The sequence below is a fragment of the Blautia intestinalis genome, assembly GCF_014297355.1.
In the GTDB taxonomy this organism is placed as follows: Bacteria; Bacillota; Clostridia; order Lachnospirales; family Lachnospiraceae; genus Blautia_A; species Blautia_A intestinalis.
On sequence record NZ_JACOQE010000010.1, the window covers coordinates 59,457 to 75,822 of the forward strand.

A 16,366-nucleotide genomic window follows, 5' to 3' on the forward strand; every position below is an offset into this window, starting at 1 on the left:
GATATAGCAGATGCCGAGAGGAGAGAAATAAGTGGCAGAGCAGAATAAAAAGAAAGTAGCTGTTGTGACCGGCGCATCCAGAGGAATCGGAAGAGCCATTGCCCTGGAACTTGCATCAAGAGGCGCAGCGGTTGTGATCAATTATAATGGTTCGGAAGAACGTGCAAAAGAAGTACAGAAAGAAATTGAGGAAAAAGGCGGCGAGGCAGAGATCAGACAGTGGAATGTGGCTGATTTTGCTGCCTGTGAAAAAGCAGTAAAAGATATCGTAAAAACACATGGAAGTATCGACATTCTGGTAAACAATGCCGGAATCACAAAAGACGGACTTCTGATGGGAATGTCAGAAGCAGATTTTGACAGTGTGATCGATGTCAACCTCAAGGGAACTTTCAATATGATGCGTTTTGTTTCCAGACAGATGCTCCGCCAGCGCTGCGGTCGAATTATCAGTATGGCATCTGTAGTCGGAATTGCCGGAAATGCAGGACAGGCAAATTATGCGGCATCCAAAGCAGGAATCATTGGCATGACAAAAAGCGCGGCAAGAGAGCTTGCATCCCGTGGGGTTACAGTTAATGCAGTGGCACCGGGATTCATTGAGACAGAGATGACAGCAGTATTATCTGAAGAAGTAAAAAAAGCATCTGCCGCACAGATTCCGCTCGGCCATTTCGGCAAACCGGAAGACATTGCAAAAACAGTGGCTTTTCTGGCGTCAGATGATGCAGCATACATTACAGGACAGGTAATTCAGGTTGACGGAGGTATGGTCATATGAGTAAGAGACGAGTAGTTGTCACCGGACTTGGCGCGGTCACTCCTATCGGGAATAATGTAAAAGATTTCTGGGCAGGTATCCGTGCCGGAAAGGTCGGTATCGGACCGATCACAAAGTTTGACACCACAGATTACAAAGTAAAAATTGCCGCAGAAGTAAAGGATTTTAATGCAAAAGACCATATGGATCCGAGATCGGCAAGACGTATGGATCCGTTCTGCCAGTATGCAGTAACAGCGGCAAAGGAAGCACTTGAAGATTCCGGTATTGATATGGAAAAAGAAGATCCTTTCCGTGTCGGTGTGATCGTCGGATCAGGAATCGGAAGCCTTCCGCAGGTTGAAAATAACTATGAAAAAATCATCACGAAGGGACCGGGAAAAGTTAATCCGCTGATGGTGCCGATGATGATCTCCAATATGGCAGCAGGAAATATCTCCATTCAATTTGGGCTTCGCGGCAAATGTACTGATGTTGTAACAGCCTGCGCTTCGGGAACACACAGTATCGGCGATGCGTTCCGTGCGATTCAGTACGGGGATGCAGAGGTTATGCTGGCAGGAGGAACCGAAAGCTGTATCTGCCCAACCGGTGTAGCCGGGTTTACCGCACTTACCGCACTGACTAAAACAGAAGATACCACAAGAGCGTCCATTCCGTTTGATAAAGACAGAAGCGGCTTTGTACTTGGGGAAGGCGCCGGAATCGTGGTTCTTGAAGAACTGGAACATGCAAAAGCAAGAGGTGCCAGAATTTATGCAGAACTGGTTGGTTATGGTGCAACAGCAGATGCATTCCATATCACATCCCCGGCAGAGGATGGAGCAGGAGCGGCCAGAGCAATGGAACTTGCCATGGAAGAAGCGGGTGTACAGCCATCCGAGGTTGAATATATCAATGCACATGGAACAAGTACCCATCACAATGACCTGTTTGAGACAAGAGCTATCCATAAGGCATTTGGTGATGCGGCAAAAAATCTGGTTGTAAATTCTACAAAATCCATGATCGGACATCTTCTCGGAGCAGCCGGTGGCGTGGAGTTTGTGACATGTGTTAAATCTCTGGAAGATGGTTTTATCCATCAGACAGTCGGAACAACGGAGCCGGATGAAGAGTGTGATCTGAATTATGCGATCGGCGCACCGATTGACAAAGAAATTCGCTATGCAATGAGCAATTCACTCGGATTCGGTGGACACAATGCAACACTTCTTGTAAAGAAATATGAGGGTTGATAAATAATGGAATTTGAAAATCTTCTTACATTAATAAAAACTGTGTCAGATTCTGAGCTGACGGAGTTTTCCTATGAAGAAAACGGAAGCAGCATTCATCTGAAAAAGAAAAAAGAAACTGTGGTGGTAGCAGGAAATGTATCTGATGCACCTGTTATGGGATTTGAAGACACTCGGGTAGCAGGAAATACAGTACGAAAAGAGCCAGATATTGTACAGCAAAAATCAGATGAGCCGGAAGGTCAGATTGTCAAATCTCCACTGGTCGGAACTTTTTATGCAGCACCATCGGAGGACGCAGAACCGTTTGTTTCTGTCGGAGATCAGGTGAAAAAAGGCCAGACACTTGCAATCGTAGAAGCGATGAAGCTGATGAATGAAATTGAAAGTGATTTTGACGGAAAAGTTGCAGAAATATATGTAGAGAACGGACAGGCAGTGGAGTATGGACAGCCACTGTTCCGTATTGTGTAAAGTTACGGGGAAAAGAGTGGACAATTCGGACGTACTAAGAAAGCAATGTGTATAAGTTGTTCATTGCGAACGGGAGTATAGATTATGAATAGATTAGGTGTAAAAGAAATAGAACAGATTCTTCCTCACAGACATCCATTTCTTCTTGTGGATTATATCGAGGATTATGAGCCGGGCAAGTTTGCCATCGGTTATAAATGTGTGACTTTTCGTGAGGACTTTTTTAAGGGACATTTTCCGCAGGAACCGGTCATGCCGGGAGTCCTGATGGTGGAAGCACTTGCACAGACAGGTGCTGTGGCAATCTTGAGTCTCGAAGAAAACAAAGGCAAGATTGCATATTTTGGCGGGATCAAAAACTGCAGATTTCGCGGAAAAGTTGTTCCGGGAGACAAGCTCCGTCTGGAAACAACGATCATCAAATGCAAAGGACCGGTTGGCGTCGGCCATGCGGTTGCAAGCGTTGATGGCAAAGTAGTTGTTGATGCAGAACTGACTTTTATGATTGGATAGGTGACACACAATGATTAAAAAAGTGCTGATTGCAAATCGGGGAGAGATTGCGGTGCGGATCATCCGTGCATGCAGAGAAATGGGAATAGAGACCGTAGCTGTTTATTCAGAGGCAGACAGAGATGCCCTTCATACACAGCTTGCAGATGAAGCAGTCTGCATCGGACCGGCACCGTCCTCCCAGAGTTACCTCAGCATGGAAAACATCATCAGTGCAACAATTGTTACAGGCGCCGATGCGATTCACCCGGGATTTGGATTTCTCTCGGAAAACAGCCGTTTTGCAGAACTTTGTGAGCAGTGCAACATCACATTTATCGGTCCTCCGGCAAATGTGATCGCAAGTCTCGGAAACAAACAGGCGGCAAAAAATACCATGGCAAATGCCGGCGTTCCGATCATTCCGGGTGGCAAAAATCCAATCTACACAGTAGAAGAAGGGCAAAAAGAAGCCGAGACGATCGGTTATCCGGTTATCATCAAGGCGGCGCTCGGAGGTGGCGGAAAAGGCATGCGTGTAGCTGATACACCGGAGGATTTTGAGGAAAGCTTCCGCACAGCGCAGAAAGAAACGCAGATGGCTTTTGGAGATTCTACCATGTATGTAGAACATTTTGTGCGGCATCCGAGACACATTGAGTTTCAGATCATGGCAGACAAGTTTGGAAATGTGATCCATCTGGGCGAGCGCGACTGCTCCATTCAGAGAAATCATCAGAAAATGATCGAAGAGTCTCCGTGCGAAGTGATTACAGAAGAGCTTCGTGAAAGAATGGGAGAGGCGGCTGTAAAGGCAGCGAAAGCAGCCGGATATGAAAATGCCGGAACGATCGAGTTTCTTCTTGATAAAGATGGCAGGTTTTATTTTATGGAGATGAATACCCGTATTCAGGTCGAGCATCCGGTAACGGAATGGGTGACAGGTGTGGATCTTGTCAAAGAACAGATACGTATTGCATCCGGACTTCCGCTTTCGTACAGACAGGAGGATATTCACTTGAATGGTCATGCGATCGAGTGCCGGATCAATGCAGAAAATCCGTCAAAGGGTTTCCGGCCTTCACCGGGGACAATTACCGATATGTATTTTCCGGGAGGAAAAGGAATCCGCATTGATTCCGCTGTTTACAGTGGTTATACAATTCCGCCGTACTATGATTCGATGATCGCCAAAGTGATCGTCTGGGCAAAAAACCGCACGGAAGCGATCCGTAAGATGCAGAGTGCACTCGGGGAAGTAATCATCGAGGGAATCGACACAAATGTAGATTATCAGTATGAAATTCTGGAGAACCCGGATTTTCTGTCCGGAAATACGGACGTTGAATTTATTGAGCGGATGGAGGCGAACTGACGATCATGAAATTGGATAACATGTTCAAAAAGACAAGAATTGTTTCCAGAATACAGAGCCACAATGCAGCACGCGCTTCCAGACCGGAAGTGCCGGAAGGACTTCTTCGTAAGTGCAACAAATGCGGTGCGGCGATCATTGCGGAAGATGTAAGACAGAATAATAATATCTGTCCGAAATGTGGCGGGTATTTTCGCATACATGCATACCGAAGAATTGAGCTGATGCTTGATAAAGGAAGCTTTGAGGAGTGGGATCATGATCTGACAGGAGGGAATCCTGTAAATTACAAAGGATATCCTGAAAAGGTGAAAGCACTTCAGGAAAAGACAGGATTAAAAGAAGCTGTTGTCACAGGAAAAGGAAAAATAGGCGGAAGAGAGACGGTGATCGCAGTCTGTGACGGACGATTTCTGATGGCGAGTATGGGCTGGGCAGTCGGAGAAAAAATCACGAGAGCAGTAGAACGTGCAACTGAGGAGAAACTTCCGGTTATTATTTTTGCCTGTTCAGGAGGAGCCAGAATGCAGGAGGGAATCACCTCTCTGATGCAGATGGCAAAAACATCTGCAGCACTGGAGCGTCACAGTAAGGCGGGTCTGCTTTATGTAAGTGTCCTGACTGAACCGACAACCGGTGGTGTAACGGCAAGCTTTGCGATGCTGGGAGACATTATTCTTGCAGAGCCGGGGGCGCTGATCGGTTTTGCGGGACCTCGTGTGATCGAGCAGACGATCCGCCAGAAACTGCCAAAGGGTTTCCAGAGAGCAGAATTTCTTGTAGAGCACGGATTTGTTGATGATATTGTAAGACGTGAGAATATGAAAGAGACGCTTGGGAAGATTCTGGAGATGCATGAGATTTCCGGTTCTTCAGACGATTTAATAGATGAAATGCACTCAGCGAAATCTTCATCGGAGTCAAATTTTGAGTCTGCAGACATCAACCCTTACCTTACAGCATGGGATCGTGTGCAGCTTTCACGTAAGATCGACCGACCGTCCGGCAGTGATTATATAGAAACTCTTTTTACAGATTTTATGGAATTCCATGGTGACCGCAATTACGGTGATGATAAGGCAATCATCGGTGGAATCGCGAAATTTCACGGCAGACCGGTCACAGTCATTGTACAGGAAAAAGGAACAAACACGAAAGAAAACATTGCACATAACTTCGGTATGCCGATGCCGGAAGGCTACCGCAAAGCGCTGCGTCTGATGAAACAGGCGGAGAAATTTCACCGTCCGGTTATCTGTTTTGTTGATACGCCGGGGGCATTTTGCGGAATCGAAGCGGAAGAACGCGGACAGGGTGAGGCGATTGCCCGTAATTTATGGGAACTTGCCGGATTGAAAACACCGGTTCTTTCGGTTGTGACCGGAGAAGGCGGAAGTGGCGGTGCGCTTGCACTTGCAGCAGGAGATCAGGTATGGATGCTGGAAAATTCCGTGTATTCCATTCTTTCTCCGGAAGGTTTTGCGAGTATTCTCTGGAAAGACAGTACGAAGGCAAAAGAGGCGGCAGAGGTTATGAAGCTGACGGCTGCTGATCTTTATGAGAAGGGAATCATTGAGCAGGTGATCCCGGAACCGGAGAATCTGACACCGGAAAGTATGTGGCAGGTAACGGAAGAACTGGATAACCGGATTGACGATTTTCTGAAAAAATATGACAGCTTATCAGAAGAGGAACTTCTGGAGCACAGGTACACGCGCTTCCGCAGGTTCTGAGTTTAAATAATAATATAGTATATACGACAGACAGCGTTTGAAAAAGAAAAATACAGGACAAAACCGGGAAAGTGTGGAAAAAGCGAACACTTTTCCGGTTTTGTCTATATAAAACGGCAGAATCAGGTATTATAATATGTGAAAATAAAAAGAAACTCAGACAGGGGGAACTACGAATGAAGGAAGTAAAATCTCCGAAGAAACCGTTGTTTTATTACTACGGTATCGTGCTTCTTATCATCATTGTTTTTAATGTGCTTGTGGCACCGATGCTTACAAAAACAATGGTAAAGGAAGTGGACTATGGAACGTTTATGTCAAAGATCGAGGACAAAAAGATTGATGACGTACAGATTGAGGATAACCAGATCCTTTTTACCGATAGGGATGATGCGAATACGGTTTACAAAACCGGTGTGATGGAAGATCCGACACTGACAGAGCGTCTTTACAAAGCCGGAGCAAAATTTTCAAAAGAAATTGACCAGCAGATGTCTCCGGTTGCAAGCTTTCTGCTGACAGGTGTCCTTCCGCTTGTGATCTTTATTGCGTTAGGCCAGTATATGAGCCGCAAAATGATGAGTCAGATGGGCGGCAAAAATTCCATGGCATTCGGAATGGGAAAAAGCAACGCAAAGGTTTATGTACAGTCAACAGAAGGAATTCGCTTCAGTGATGTGGCAGGTGAGGAAGAAGCAAAGGAAAACCTGCAGGAGATCGTGGATTATCTGCATAATCCGGAGAAATATACAAAGGTCGGTGCCTCTATGCCGAAGGGTGTTTTGCTTGTAGGTCCTCCCGGAACAGGTAAGACCATGCTGGCAAAGGCGGTAGCCGGAGAATCCAACGTGCCGTTTTTCTCCATGTCCGGTTCTGAATTTGTGGAAATGTTTGTCGGCATGGGTGCATCGAAGGTTCGTGACCTCTTTAAACAGGCCAAAGAAAAAGCTCCGTGTATCGTGTTTATTGATGAGATCGATGCCATCGGTAAGAAACGTGACGGTCAGATGGCAGGCGGAAACGATGAGCGCGAACAGACTCTGAACCAGCTCCTTACTGAGATGGATGGTTTCGAGGGCAACAACGGAGTTATCATTCTGGCGGCAACCAACCGTCCGGAATCTCTTGACCCGGCACTGACCCGTCCGGGACGTTTCGACCGCCGTGTACCTGTAGAACTTCCGGATCTTGAGGGCCGTGAAGCAATTCTTAAGGTACATGCAAAGAAAGTACAGCTTTCTGATGATGTAGATTTCCATACGATTGCAAGAATGGCATCCGGTGCGTCCGGTGCGGAACTTGCAAATATCGTGAATGAGGCCGCACTTCGTGCGGTACGCGACAACCGTGAAGTGGTGACGGAAGCAGATCTCGAGGAGAGCATAGAAGTCGTTATTGCAGGTTATCAGAAGAAAAATGCAATACTTTCTGCACAGGAGAAAAAAGTCGTTTCATACCATGAGATCGGACATGCTCTTGTGGCAGCCATGCAGACACATTCCGCACCGGTTCAGAAGATCACGATCATCCCGAGAACTTCCGGTGCACTTGGCTACACCATGCAGGTAGAGCAGGGAGACAAATATCTTCTCACGAAGAAAGAACTGGAAAATAAGATTGCGACTTTCACCGGTGGACGTGCCGCAGAAGAAGTTGTTTTTGGTGAAGTGACAACAGGTGCTTCCAACGATATCGAACAGGCAACCAAGATTGCACGTTCCATGATCACCCGTTATGGCATGAGTGATGATTTTGATATGGTGGCAATGGAAACAGTGACAAACCAGTATCTCGGAGGCGATGCATCCCTTGCATGCTCGGCGGATACACAGAAAGAAATTGACCGTCAGGTTGTGGAACTCGTTAAGAGAGAACATGAAAAAGCAAAGAAAATCCTTCTGGATAACCGTCAGAAACTGGATGATCTTGCAAACTATCTTTATGAAAAAGAAACAATCACCGGTGATGAATTTATGGCAATCCTGAACGGAAATGACGTACAGGCAGAAGCAAAAGCTGAAACAGCAATTGAGGCAAAGGAGGCGGATGACAATGAAAAGACAGTCTGATATCGGATGGTTTGAACTGGTCATGGGACTGATTCTGATCATTCTTGGCATTGTGATCATGCGTCAGCCGGTAGGTGTGCTCACATGGATCGTAATCCTTTGTGGATTGATCGCCGTTATAAGTGGAATCGGAGACATTGTCCTGTATGTGAAGATGGAACGCTTTACAGGTTTCGGACCGGTCATTTCTCTGGTGACCGGAATCCTTGGAATTATGGCGGGATTCATGCTGATCGCACATCCGGGAGCAGGCACCTGGGCACTTGCAATGATTCTGCCAATCTGGATTATTGCACACTGTATTTCCAGACTTTCGCATCTCCAGTATATGAAGATGCATTTCGGAATGACCTATTATACAATCTCGCTGATTTTGAACATTCTGGGACTGATCGTCGGAATCCTTCTGATTTTTCGCCCGATGATCACACTGCTTTCCATGGGCTTTCTTGTAGGTGCTTTCCTGATCATAGAGGGAGCAGAATGCATTGTAGTAGCCTTTACCGGAGGACGTTACTACAGATAAAAACAGAAATCATAACAAAAATTAAATACACAGAATCTTCGCAACTACTTTAAAGTAGAATTAAAGTTCCACCTTTATAGTGTACTTATCGAAACGAACAAAATGTATTGATAACAAAGGAAATACCGTAACGGTAAAAGGAGCATCTTCTACTACACAGTGGTCTGATTATGAAGTGGAAAAATCGGAGGAGCTTGCATAATAAAAAAGAAGCTGGCGCACAAAGGTAAGATTACCGCAGAAAACAAAACAGGAAACGGACTGACGATCACAGTTCTTTTATAATAGAATCTGACTATGTAATACAACCGCCAGATGAAGGAAAAAAAGTATCTTTCATTTGGCGGTATTTTTGTTCTGTATGATTGAGATATAATGCAAAATATTGTAAAATAGATAGAATAAGCGAATGTATACAGTGATAAAAAATCTTATATTTTATACGATCAAGGAGAACGATTTTGACAAAAGAAAGTTATGCAGGTAATTGAAAAAAGCGGTTTCTGTTTTATGGCCTGATGGTCTTATGCGCACTTATTGTCGGCATACTGCAATTTTTCGGACCGGGTAAATACAGCGATAGGATTTCCAAAAGTCAGATTATTTATCAGGGCGATTTTGTATGGCAAAAGTCTGACGGCAGCAGCGAGGCAATTCAGGTTCCGGGAAAATATAAAGTGCCTGCCAGAGAAAACATGACGATCGTAACGCAACTTCCGGATGATTATGCAGAGAGTACGCTGGCGATCCGTTCATCTCTCCAGTCGATTGTTTTTTATGTGGGAGGAGAACTGCGTGCGGGGTATGATACTTCGCATACACGGCTTGTCGGTAAAAACTCAGCAAGCAGTTATGTATTCTGTCCGACATCTGCGGCAGATGCAGGCAAGGAAGTTCGTATTGAACTGAGGACCAATACAGACCAATATTCCGGTGTGGTGAATGAAGTCTACTGCGGTGATAAAACACAAATATGGGAATATCTGTTCCGTACATACGGACTGGAAACAATCATAGGTTTTTTCCTGTTTTTTGCAGGTATTATTACGATTGCATTCAGCATTGTGCTTGGAATTGCATATCAGACAAAATTTGATATGGAATATCTGGGCTGGTGTGTGATCATGGCGGCTGTCTGGATGCTTGGTGAGTCAAAACTGCGTCAGCTCCTGCTTCCGAATGCGTCGGCATTGGCGACGATGTGCTTTGTAATGATTTTGTTGTGTCCTGTGCCGATTTCTTATTATATAGATACATTGCAGCATGGAAGACACAGAAAAACATTTAATATAGTAGAAAATATTGCATTTTTTGCTCTTCTGGTCTGCTCAGTTCTGCATATATCAGGCATTGCAGACTATATTGAAACACTGCCGATAGCACATGGAATTCTTGCGCTTACAGTTGTGATCGTGTTTGTGACGATATTTGAGGACCACAAAAAAGGCTGTTTCAAGGGAAGTGGGTATACACTGGTCGGGCTTGTATTTGCCATGCTCTGTGTATTGATTGAGTCACTTTCAACTTATTTTGTAGTTTCGATATCCGGAATATTTATCGGTATTGGAATGACTATACTGCTGATTCTGAATCTGATAAAAACAATTCATGATATTCAGGCAATGGAGCGTGGACGGCAGAAGATAGAAATGGATGAGCGCAGGAATCAGATGGAGGCAATTTCGCTTCAGATGATGCAGACGCTGTCCACGACGATCGAGGCAAAAGACGAATACACCAGAGGACATTCTCATCGTGTGGCAGAATATGCGGTGCTGATTGCCGAAGAACTGGGATGGGACAAAAAAGAAATCAGAAATCTCAGAAATGCAGCACATTTATATGATATCGGAAGAATTGGTATTCCGGATTCAATTTTGAATAAACCGACACGCCTTACAGAAGAGGAATATGCGGTCATTAAAGAACATACGATCATCGGTGCGGAAATACTGAAAAATATCACTCTGATCGATCATGTGAAGGAAGTGGCAAGAAGCCATCATGAAAGATATGACGGAAAGGGATATCCGGATGGCCTTAAAGGAGAAGAAATCCCGCTGTATGCCAGAATCATTGCGATAGCAGACAGCTACGATGCAATGAAATCAAGGAAAATTTACAGGAATCCGCTGGCAGATGAAATGATTTATAATGAAATATTACAGAGCCGCGGAAAGCAGTTTGATCCGGATATTGCAGATGTATTTTTGAAACTGCTGGATGAAAATCGTGTGGCAATCGATGAAGATGGTGATTCGGACACAGAATTTGAGTTTGAGAGATTTATCACCAGTGTTATGAGTACGATGAACAGACAGGAAGAAAGCGAAGGATTCGATTTTCTGACCGGACTGCCGATGAGAAACCGCGGCGAAAAACTTGCGGCGCAGTTTATGCAGCAGGACAATGGCTATCTGGTATTTCTGGATATGGATAATCTCAAAAAGACCAATGATATTTACGGACACAAGGCAGGTGACCGGGCGCTGAAACTTTTCGGTTCACTGCTTATGGAGCATGCGCAGCATTCAGTAGTCTGCCGATTGGGTGGTGACGAGTTCCTGATGTTTGTGTCGGAGGTTTCGAAGGAAGAAATCATCGATATTGTGACAAGGATCCAGAAGAAATTCGAGCAGTGCAAAGAGGAAGATATGGAGATTCGTTTTGCAGATATTTCAGCCGGAATCTGTGAAGTAAACAAAGGTGATCCGTTTGAGGAATGTTACTCAAAAGCAGATAAGGCGCTGTATTATGTGAAGCAGAATGGAAAGGGAAGTTATTTCTTCTATCAGCAGATGGAAAATGAAGAGTCTGGCAGTGCCGGAACCGGAAAAGACCTGAAAATGATTGCGAAAGCATTGCATGACAGTGGAAAATATTCCGGTGTATTCAATCTCGATTATCGTGGTTTTGCCCGGGTATTCGAATATATGAATCATCTGAGTGCACGGTATAAATACGAATACCATCTTGTAATGGTAACAATGGAAACTCAGCCGGATTCTGCACCGCATATTGAAAGCATCGAAGAGGCATTGGAATGTATGGAACATGTAATCTGCAAAAAGATCCGGAGTGTGGATGTATGCACCCGTTACAGTTCCATGCAGTATCTGATCATTCTTTTTGAAACAGAAGAAAGTAAAATTAAAGATATTATGGAGCGCATTTTTACACAGTATCGTAAAGAGTACAAAGGAACACCGCTGCTTCCGAAATATGAATATATTTCAATGATGAAAGAAGAGAAAAAAGAAACTCAGGTGTAGTATATAACAGGAAGATATCAAGAGGGCTGTCACACTGTGGCAGCCCTCTTGAAGATTAAAGAATATTTTTAGTAAATGATTCGGTCATTAGAGAATGTCGTCTCTGCGGATATATCCCGGATGTCCTTCTTCTGCAATGATCTCATTGCCGTGAACGACTTTGGCCCATTTGTCCATTACCTGGTTTTCAATATGAGCATTCTCGCCAACAACAGTATGAGATAATACAACACTGTTTTTAACGACAGCACCAGGTTTGATCTGGCAGCCACGGCCGATAACAGAGTTCTCTACAGTTCCTTCAATCACGCAGCCGTTGGAAATAACAGAATTTTTGACATCTGCACCCTCCAGATACTGTGTCGGGCAGGAGTCGTTGGTTTTGGTATAAATCGGCCAGTCCGGATTGAAGAGTCCTTCGGCAGTCTTGATATCAATCAGAGAGATATTTGCATTATAGTAACTGTTAAAGTCAGTAACGGATGCAAAATAGCCTCTGTGTGCAACACCACGAACATCCAGCTCACCAAGAGAAGCGGCTACGATCTGTGGAAGGGTGTACATGGATGAAATTTTCTTGCCCTTTTTGATCAGTTCGATGAAGAGTTCTTTCTTCATGATGTAAGTATCCATAAAGATGTTACGTTTCTGGGCGCTTCCACGGTTCTTTTCGATGGATTCGACACCTTTCTGTTTGTTTAGATTCAGAATATCGCAGTTAAGGAAAGCTTCTCTTGCGTTATCAACGGAATGATACAGAAGAGTGATATCAGCATCGGAATCAATATGTGCCTGAAGAAGTTCACTGTAGTTTGCTGCATATACCATATAGGATGGAGCAATGATTACATATGGTTCACGCATACGTTCGATGAATTCAATGTTTTCTGCGAAAGCGGAAATATCGGTATTATATACATCATTCTCAGAACTGTTCTGAGAGAACATCAGCTGGAGCTTGCCGCGCTTGGAGTTGATGTTGTAATGGCGCCCGGTACCCAGATGCTCTACCAGTGAACGTGGTTTGCGCTTTACGTATACCTGAATACGGTCAATACCGCTGTTGCTCATATTTGAAATAGGAAAGTCAATGACACGATATCTTCCAAGGAAAGAAAAAGCACCGATCGGACGATACTGCTGAAGTCCTTCTACTTTGATATGGGTTCCGGAAGATGTGACAATTCCAAATGCTCTTGCCATATTATTCTACCCCCTTTACACGTTTGGACACGAGTTCGATGTTTTCGCTGTCTGCACTGCCGACAACAGCTTCCGGACCGATCTTAATGTTATCGGCAACAAGAGCTCGCTGCACAACGGCACCTGCAGCCACTTCTACACCCGGCATAAGTACACTGTCAATGATCTTTGCACCTTCGCCGACCTTACATCCGGTGAACAGTACAGAGTGCTTTACTTCACCTTCTACGACGCAGCCCTGAGTGATGAATGCTTTGTCGATTTTTGCGTTTGGTCCTATGTACTGCGGAAGAGTAGGCGTGTCTTCTGTGTAGATTCTCCATGAGGCATCATTCAGATTCAGTTCGTTTCTTGAATCAAGCAGATCCATGTTTGCTTCCCAGAGAGAATCGATGGTTCCGACATCTTTCCAGTAGCCTTTGAATTTGTAGGCAGCAAGTGTCTTGTTGTCATTCAGAAGCTGTGGAATGATATCCTTACCGAAATCGTGGTGAGAATCAGGATCTTTCATATCTGCAAGGAGCATCTTACGGAGAAGCTTCCAGTTAAAGATATAAATACCCATAGAAGCAAGGTTGCTCTTTGGATGTTCAGGTTTTTCTTCGAATTCAACGATGCGTCCAGCCCCGTCCGTATTCATGATACCGAAGCGGCTGGCTTCCTTCATCGGTACTTCAATGACTGCAATGGTAGCATCTGCATTCATTTCTTTGTGGTAATCCAGCATTTTATCATAATCCATTTTATAAATATGGTCACCGGAGAGAACTAACAGATATTCCGGTGAATATTTGTCGATAAAATCGATATTCTGGGAGATCGCATCAGCAGTACCTCTGTACACATCCAGATCGGCATCTGCTTTTTCACGTGGTGGAAGAACGAAAACTCCGCTTTCTCTTGCGTCAAGTCCCCAACGTCCGCCAGCTGCTACGTAACTGTTCAAAAGAACGGATTCGTACTGAGTAAGTACACCGACAATGTCCACACCGCTGTTAGCGCAGTTACTCAATGGGAAATCAACGATGCGGTATTTTCCGCCATATGAAACGGCAGGTTTGGCAACTCTGTTGGTCAGTTCATGAAGACGGCTGCCACGTCCGCCGGCCAGAATCATCGCTAACATGTTGTTTTGTTTCATAGTGAACCCTCACTTTCCTTTTATATTGCTTATAAAGCTATTATACATTTTTAACAAAAGCATTTCTACCTTTTTGAGCAAAAAAGTGTGATTTGTTGATAAAAAAAAATAACGATTGTTAAGTCTGTATTAAATAAAAGAAAAAAGTACGAGAAAAACAGGAAAAAGTGACAAAAATGGGAAAAGCTTCGAGAAAAATAAGAATATGCCGGAAAACAGATGCGTCTGGCCGGACGGGAGAGATATTTTGGGGTATAAAAAGAGCCCTGCACCATGTTGATGCGGGGCCTCTGCATACAATAAATGAATCTGAAAAATCAGTTCTTTTCCATGAAGTCAACGTACTCTTCCAAAACAGGTTTCGGTTCACCGATTCTCCGAATCTGACCGTCATGCATCCACATAACAGTGTCGCAGAGCTCTTCGAGTGTATCCAGACTGTGTGACACGATAATAACAGTACGGTCTTTGTTGGAAATCAGACTTTTCATTTTTTCGTAACTTTTTTTCTTGAATTTCTGGTCACCGACACTTAAGACTTCGTCGATCAGCATAATATCTGTCTCAAGAATGGCAGTGATGGAGAATGCCAGTTTGGAATACATACCACTGGAATAAGTACGGACCGGCATATCGATGAAATCACCGAGTTCTGCAAACTCAACGATTTCTGCTTCTTTTTCTTTTACCTGTTCTTCGGAGAAGCCAAGCAGCATACCGGAAAGAGTGATATTTTCACGTCCGGTCATCTCGCGCTGGAAACCGACGCCGATAGACAAAAGAGAAATACTGTGTCCATGAAGGTCAATCGTACCGCTGTCAGGTGAAAAGATCCCGGCAAGAGCGTTCAGGGTAGTGGATTTACCGCAACCGTTCTTTCCGATGATTCCGAGAATCTCGCCCTCGCGAACATAAAAGGAAATTCCTTTTACTGCAACAAATCGATCCGCTTTCTGACGGTTGAAATGCAGCAGATTTTTTTTGATAGAAGTTTTCTTAAGATTCTGATAGCTGATAACCAGATCAGTAACTTCAATTGCATGTTTTTCTTCCATATTAAATCACCTTTACATAACTGTTTTCGTTCTTGTAGATTTTACGGACACCCAGAGCACTGATGATAAGTCCGATAACAAACCACAGAAGCAAAAGCTTGCGGTGCGGAGTACTGCCATAAATTACACAGTCACGTGCTGATGTCAGCAAGAATGCAATCGGATTGCACCGACCGATATAACTGTTGTATGGTGCCGGAAGACGATCCATGATACTCCAGAAAATACCGGTCAGATAAAACAGGAAACGCAGTGCAATATTCAGTACATTGGAAAGATCTTCTACAAATACACCATAATGTAAAAGATAACAGCTGAACCCAAAAACTAAAACGATCAATGTCATTAAAATCGGAATGATGTAAATCACATTGTAGGTTATCGGTACACGCCATACAGCGAGCATGGCAACAATGATCAACAGAGAAATAAACATTTTAAAACCATTTACACCTATTTTGACAAGGATAAGAATAAACTTTGGAATATAGACCTTTGATACAATAGGTTTATTGGCTTTGATCAACTTAACACTCTGAATAAGACATTTGTTGAAAAAGTCCCAGAAAGTAATACCGATAAAGACAAAAATCGCAAAATACTGTTGTTTAGATTTGAATACATATCCGAACATGAATACATAGATCAGCATGAAGCAAAGAGGATCAAGTACCCACCACAGCCAGTTCAGATAGGAATTGGCAATTTCGGATTTCAACTGGGCTTTAGAAGAATAGACGGCATATTTCCAGTACTTCTTCATGTCATCCCTGAATCGTTTAAACATAAAATCCGCTCCTATATTCTTTTAATGTTTTTGTAATCTATAGAACCCTCAGCAGAGTGAGGGTTTATATCTTCCTTATCATACACTAGGAAATGTGTATTTACAAGAGAAAAGTTGTATAAAAAAGTTCCTGCGTGTAGTTTCAATAACTGAATATGGTACAGTACAAAAACAGTAATTTCCTTATTATAGAGTAATAATATAAAACATGTATATTTAA

The 16,366-nt window shown here is 43.8% G+C and carries 13 protein-coding genes; 9 read left to right on the forward strand and 4 right to left on the reverse strand.

Features of this window, described 5'->3' with window-relative positions; genetic code table 11:
* The first annotated feature begins 31 nt into the window (after window positions 1–31).
* The 9 genes from fabG to H8Z79_RS13520 all read left to right on the forward strand — a co-directional run bounded on the left by fabG (window position 32) and on the right by H8Z79_RS13520 (window position 11,960).
* Complete coding sequence (gene fabG / locus H8Z79_RS13480) at window positions 32–781, forward strand: 3-oxoacyl-[acyl-carrier-protein] reductase (protein ID WP_187002893.1); 750 nt, start codon at window positions 32–34, stop codon at window positions 779–781.
* Complete coding sequence (gene fabF / locus H8Z79_RS13485; protein ID WP_015540650.1) at window positions 778–2,019, forward strand: beta-ketoacyl-ACP synthase II; 1,242 nt, start codon at window positions 778–780, stop codon at window positions 2,017–2,019. The genes fabG and fabF overlap by 4 nt, the downstream gene beginning before the upstream one ends.
* Window positions 2,020–2,025: 6 nt before the next feature.
* The gene (accB, locus tag H8Z79_RS13490; protein ID WP_015540651.1) at window positions 2,026–2,493 is read left to right on the forward strand and encodes an acetyl-CoA carboxylase biotin carboxyl carrier protein; all 468 of its coding nucleotides are present in this window, start codon (window positions 2,026–2,028) and stop codon (window positions 2,491–2,493) included.
* An 84-nt stretch (window positions 2,494–2,577) separates the two neighbouring features.
* Window positions 2,578–3,006: a 3-hydroxyacyl-ACP dehydratase FabZ gene (gene fabZ / locus H8Z79_RS13495; RefSeq protein WP_015540652.1), complete on the forward strand. Its 429-nt coding sequence runs from the start codon at window positions 2,578–2,580 to the stop codon at window positions 3,004–3,006.
* 10 nt (window positions 3,007–3,016) lie between these two features.
* Window positions 3,017–4,360, forward strand: a complete 1,344-nt coding sequence (locus tag H8Z79_RS13500) for an acetyl-CoA carboxylase biotin carboxylase subunit (protein WP_118040203.1) — start codon at window positions 3,017–3,019, stop codon at window positions 4,358–4,360.
* Window positions 4,361–4,365: 5 nt separating this feature from the next.
* Complete coding sequence (locus tag H8Z79_RS13505; protein ID WP_187002894.1) at window positions 4,366–6,093, forward strand: acetyl-CoA carboxylase carboxyltransferase subunit alpha; 1,728 nt, start codon at window positions 4,366–4,368, stop codon at window positions 6,091–6,093.
* 176 nt (window positions 6,094–6,269) lie between these two features.
* The gene (gene ftsH / locus H8Z79_RS13510; protein WP_187002895.1) at window positions 6,270–8,162 is read left to right on the forward strand and encodes an ATP-dependent zinc metalloprotease FtsH; all 1,893 of its coding nucleotides are present in this window, start codon (window positions 6,270–6,272) and stop codon (window positions 8,160–8,162) included.
* A complete protein-coding gene (locus H8Z79_RS13515) occupies window positions 8,146–8,688 on the forward strand; it encodes an HdeD family acid-resistance protein (protein WP_015540656.1) in 543 nt (180 codons plus the stop codon). Before ftsH ends, H8Z79_RS13515 begins: the two co-directional genes overlap by 17 nt.
* 518 nt (window positions 8,689–9,206) lie before the next feature.
* Entirely contained in the window at window positions 9,207–11,960 is a 2,754-nt protein-coding gene (locus H8Z79_RS13520) for an HD domain-containing phosphohydrolase (RefSeq protein WP_118050032.1), read from the forward strand.
* 87 nt (window positions 11,961–12,047) lie between these two features.
* Here H8Z79_RS13520 and glgD read toward each other — a convergent pair whose 3' ends face one another.
* The 4 genes from glgD to H8Z79_RS13540 all read right to left on the reverse strand — a co-directional run bounded on the left by glgD (window position 12,048) and on the right by H8Z79_RS13540 (window position 16,146).
* Window positions 12,048–13,163: a glucose-1-phosphate adenylyltransferase subunit GlgD gene (gene glgD, locus H8Z79_RS13525; protein ID WP_015540658.1), complete on the reverse strand. Its 1,116-nt coding sequence runs from the start codon at window positions 13,161–13,163 to the stop codon at window positions 12,048–12,050.
* A gap of 1 nt (window position 13,164) precedes the next feature.
* The gene (locus H8Z79_RS13530) at window positions 13,165–14,304 is read right to left on the reverse strand and encodes a glucose-1-phosphate adenylyltransferase (RefSeq protein ID WP_015540659.1); all 1,140 of its coding nucleotides are present in this window, start codon (window positions 14,302–14,304) and stop codon (window positions 13,165–13,167) included.
* 317 nt (window positions 14,305–14,621) lie between these two features.
* Window positions 14,622–15,359: an ABC transporter ATP-binding protein gene (locus H8Z79_RS13535; protein WP_015540660.1), complete on the reverse strand. Its 738-nt coding sequence runs from the start codon at window positions 15,357–15,359 to the stop codon at window positions 14,622–14,624.
* Window position 15,360: 1 nt separating this feature from the next.
* Window positions 15,361–16,146, reverse strand: a complete 786-nt coding sequence (locus H8Z79_RS13540; RefSeq protein ID WP_015540661.1) for an ABC transporter permease — start codon at window positions 16,144–16,146, stop codon at window positions 15,361–15,363.
* Window positions 16,147–16,366: the final 220 nt, after the last annotated feature.

Bases quoted from the DNA above. Each gene is read 5' to 3' on its own strand.
- H8Z79_RS13520 (WP_118050032.1), top strand. From the start codon at position 9,207: ATGGTCTTATGCGCACTTATTGTCGGCATACTGCAATTTTTCGGACCG.
- H8Z79_RS13540 (WP_015540661.1), bottom strand. From the start codon at position 16,146: ATGTTTAAACGATTCAGGGATGACATGAAGAAGTACTGGAAATATGCC.
- H8Z79_RS13530 (WP_015540659.1), bottom strand. From the start codon at position 14,304: ATGAAACAAAACAACATGTTAGCGATGATTCTGGCCGGCGGACGTGGC.
- ftsH (WP_187002895.1), top strand. From the start codon at position 6,270: ATGAAGGAAGTAAAATCTCCGAAGAAACCGTTGTTTTATTACTACGGT.
- H8Z79_RS13500 (WP_118040203.1), top strand. From the start codon at position 3,017: ATGATTAAAAAAGTGCTGATTGCAAATCGGGGAGAGATTGCGGTGCGG.
- H8Z79_RS13515 (WP_015540656.1), top strand. From the start codon at position 8,146: ATGAAAAGACAGTCTGATATCGGATGGTTTGAACTGGTCATGGGACTG.
- fabF (WP_015540650.1), top strand. From the start codon at position 778: ATGAGTAAGAGACGAGTAGTTGTCACCGGACTTGGCGCGGTCACTCCT.
- H8Z79_RS13535 (WP_015540660.1), bottom strand. From the start codon at position 15,359: ATGGAAGAAAAACATGCAATTGAAGTTACTGATCTGGTTATCAGCTAT.
- fabZ (WP_015540652.1), top strand. From the start codon at position 2,578: ATGAATAGATTAGGTGTAAAAGAAATAGAACAGATTCTTCCTCACAGA.
- H8Z79_RS13505 (WP_187002894.1), top strand. From the start codon at position 4,366: ATGAAATTGGATAACATGTTCAAAAAGACAAGAATTGTTTCCAGAATA.
- accB (WP_015540651.1), top strand. From the start codon at position 2,026: ATGGAATTTGAAAATCTTCTTACATTAATAAAAACTGTGTCAGATTCT.
- glgD (WP_015540658.1), bottom strand. From the start codon at position 13,163: ATGGCAAGAGCATTTGGAATTGTCACATCTTCCGGAACCCATATCAAA.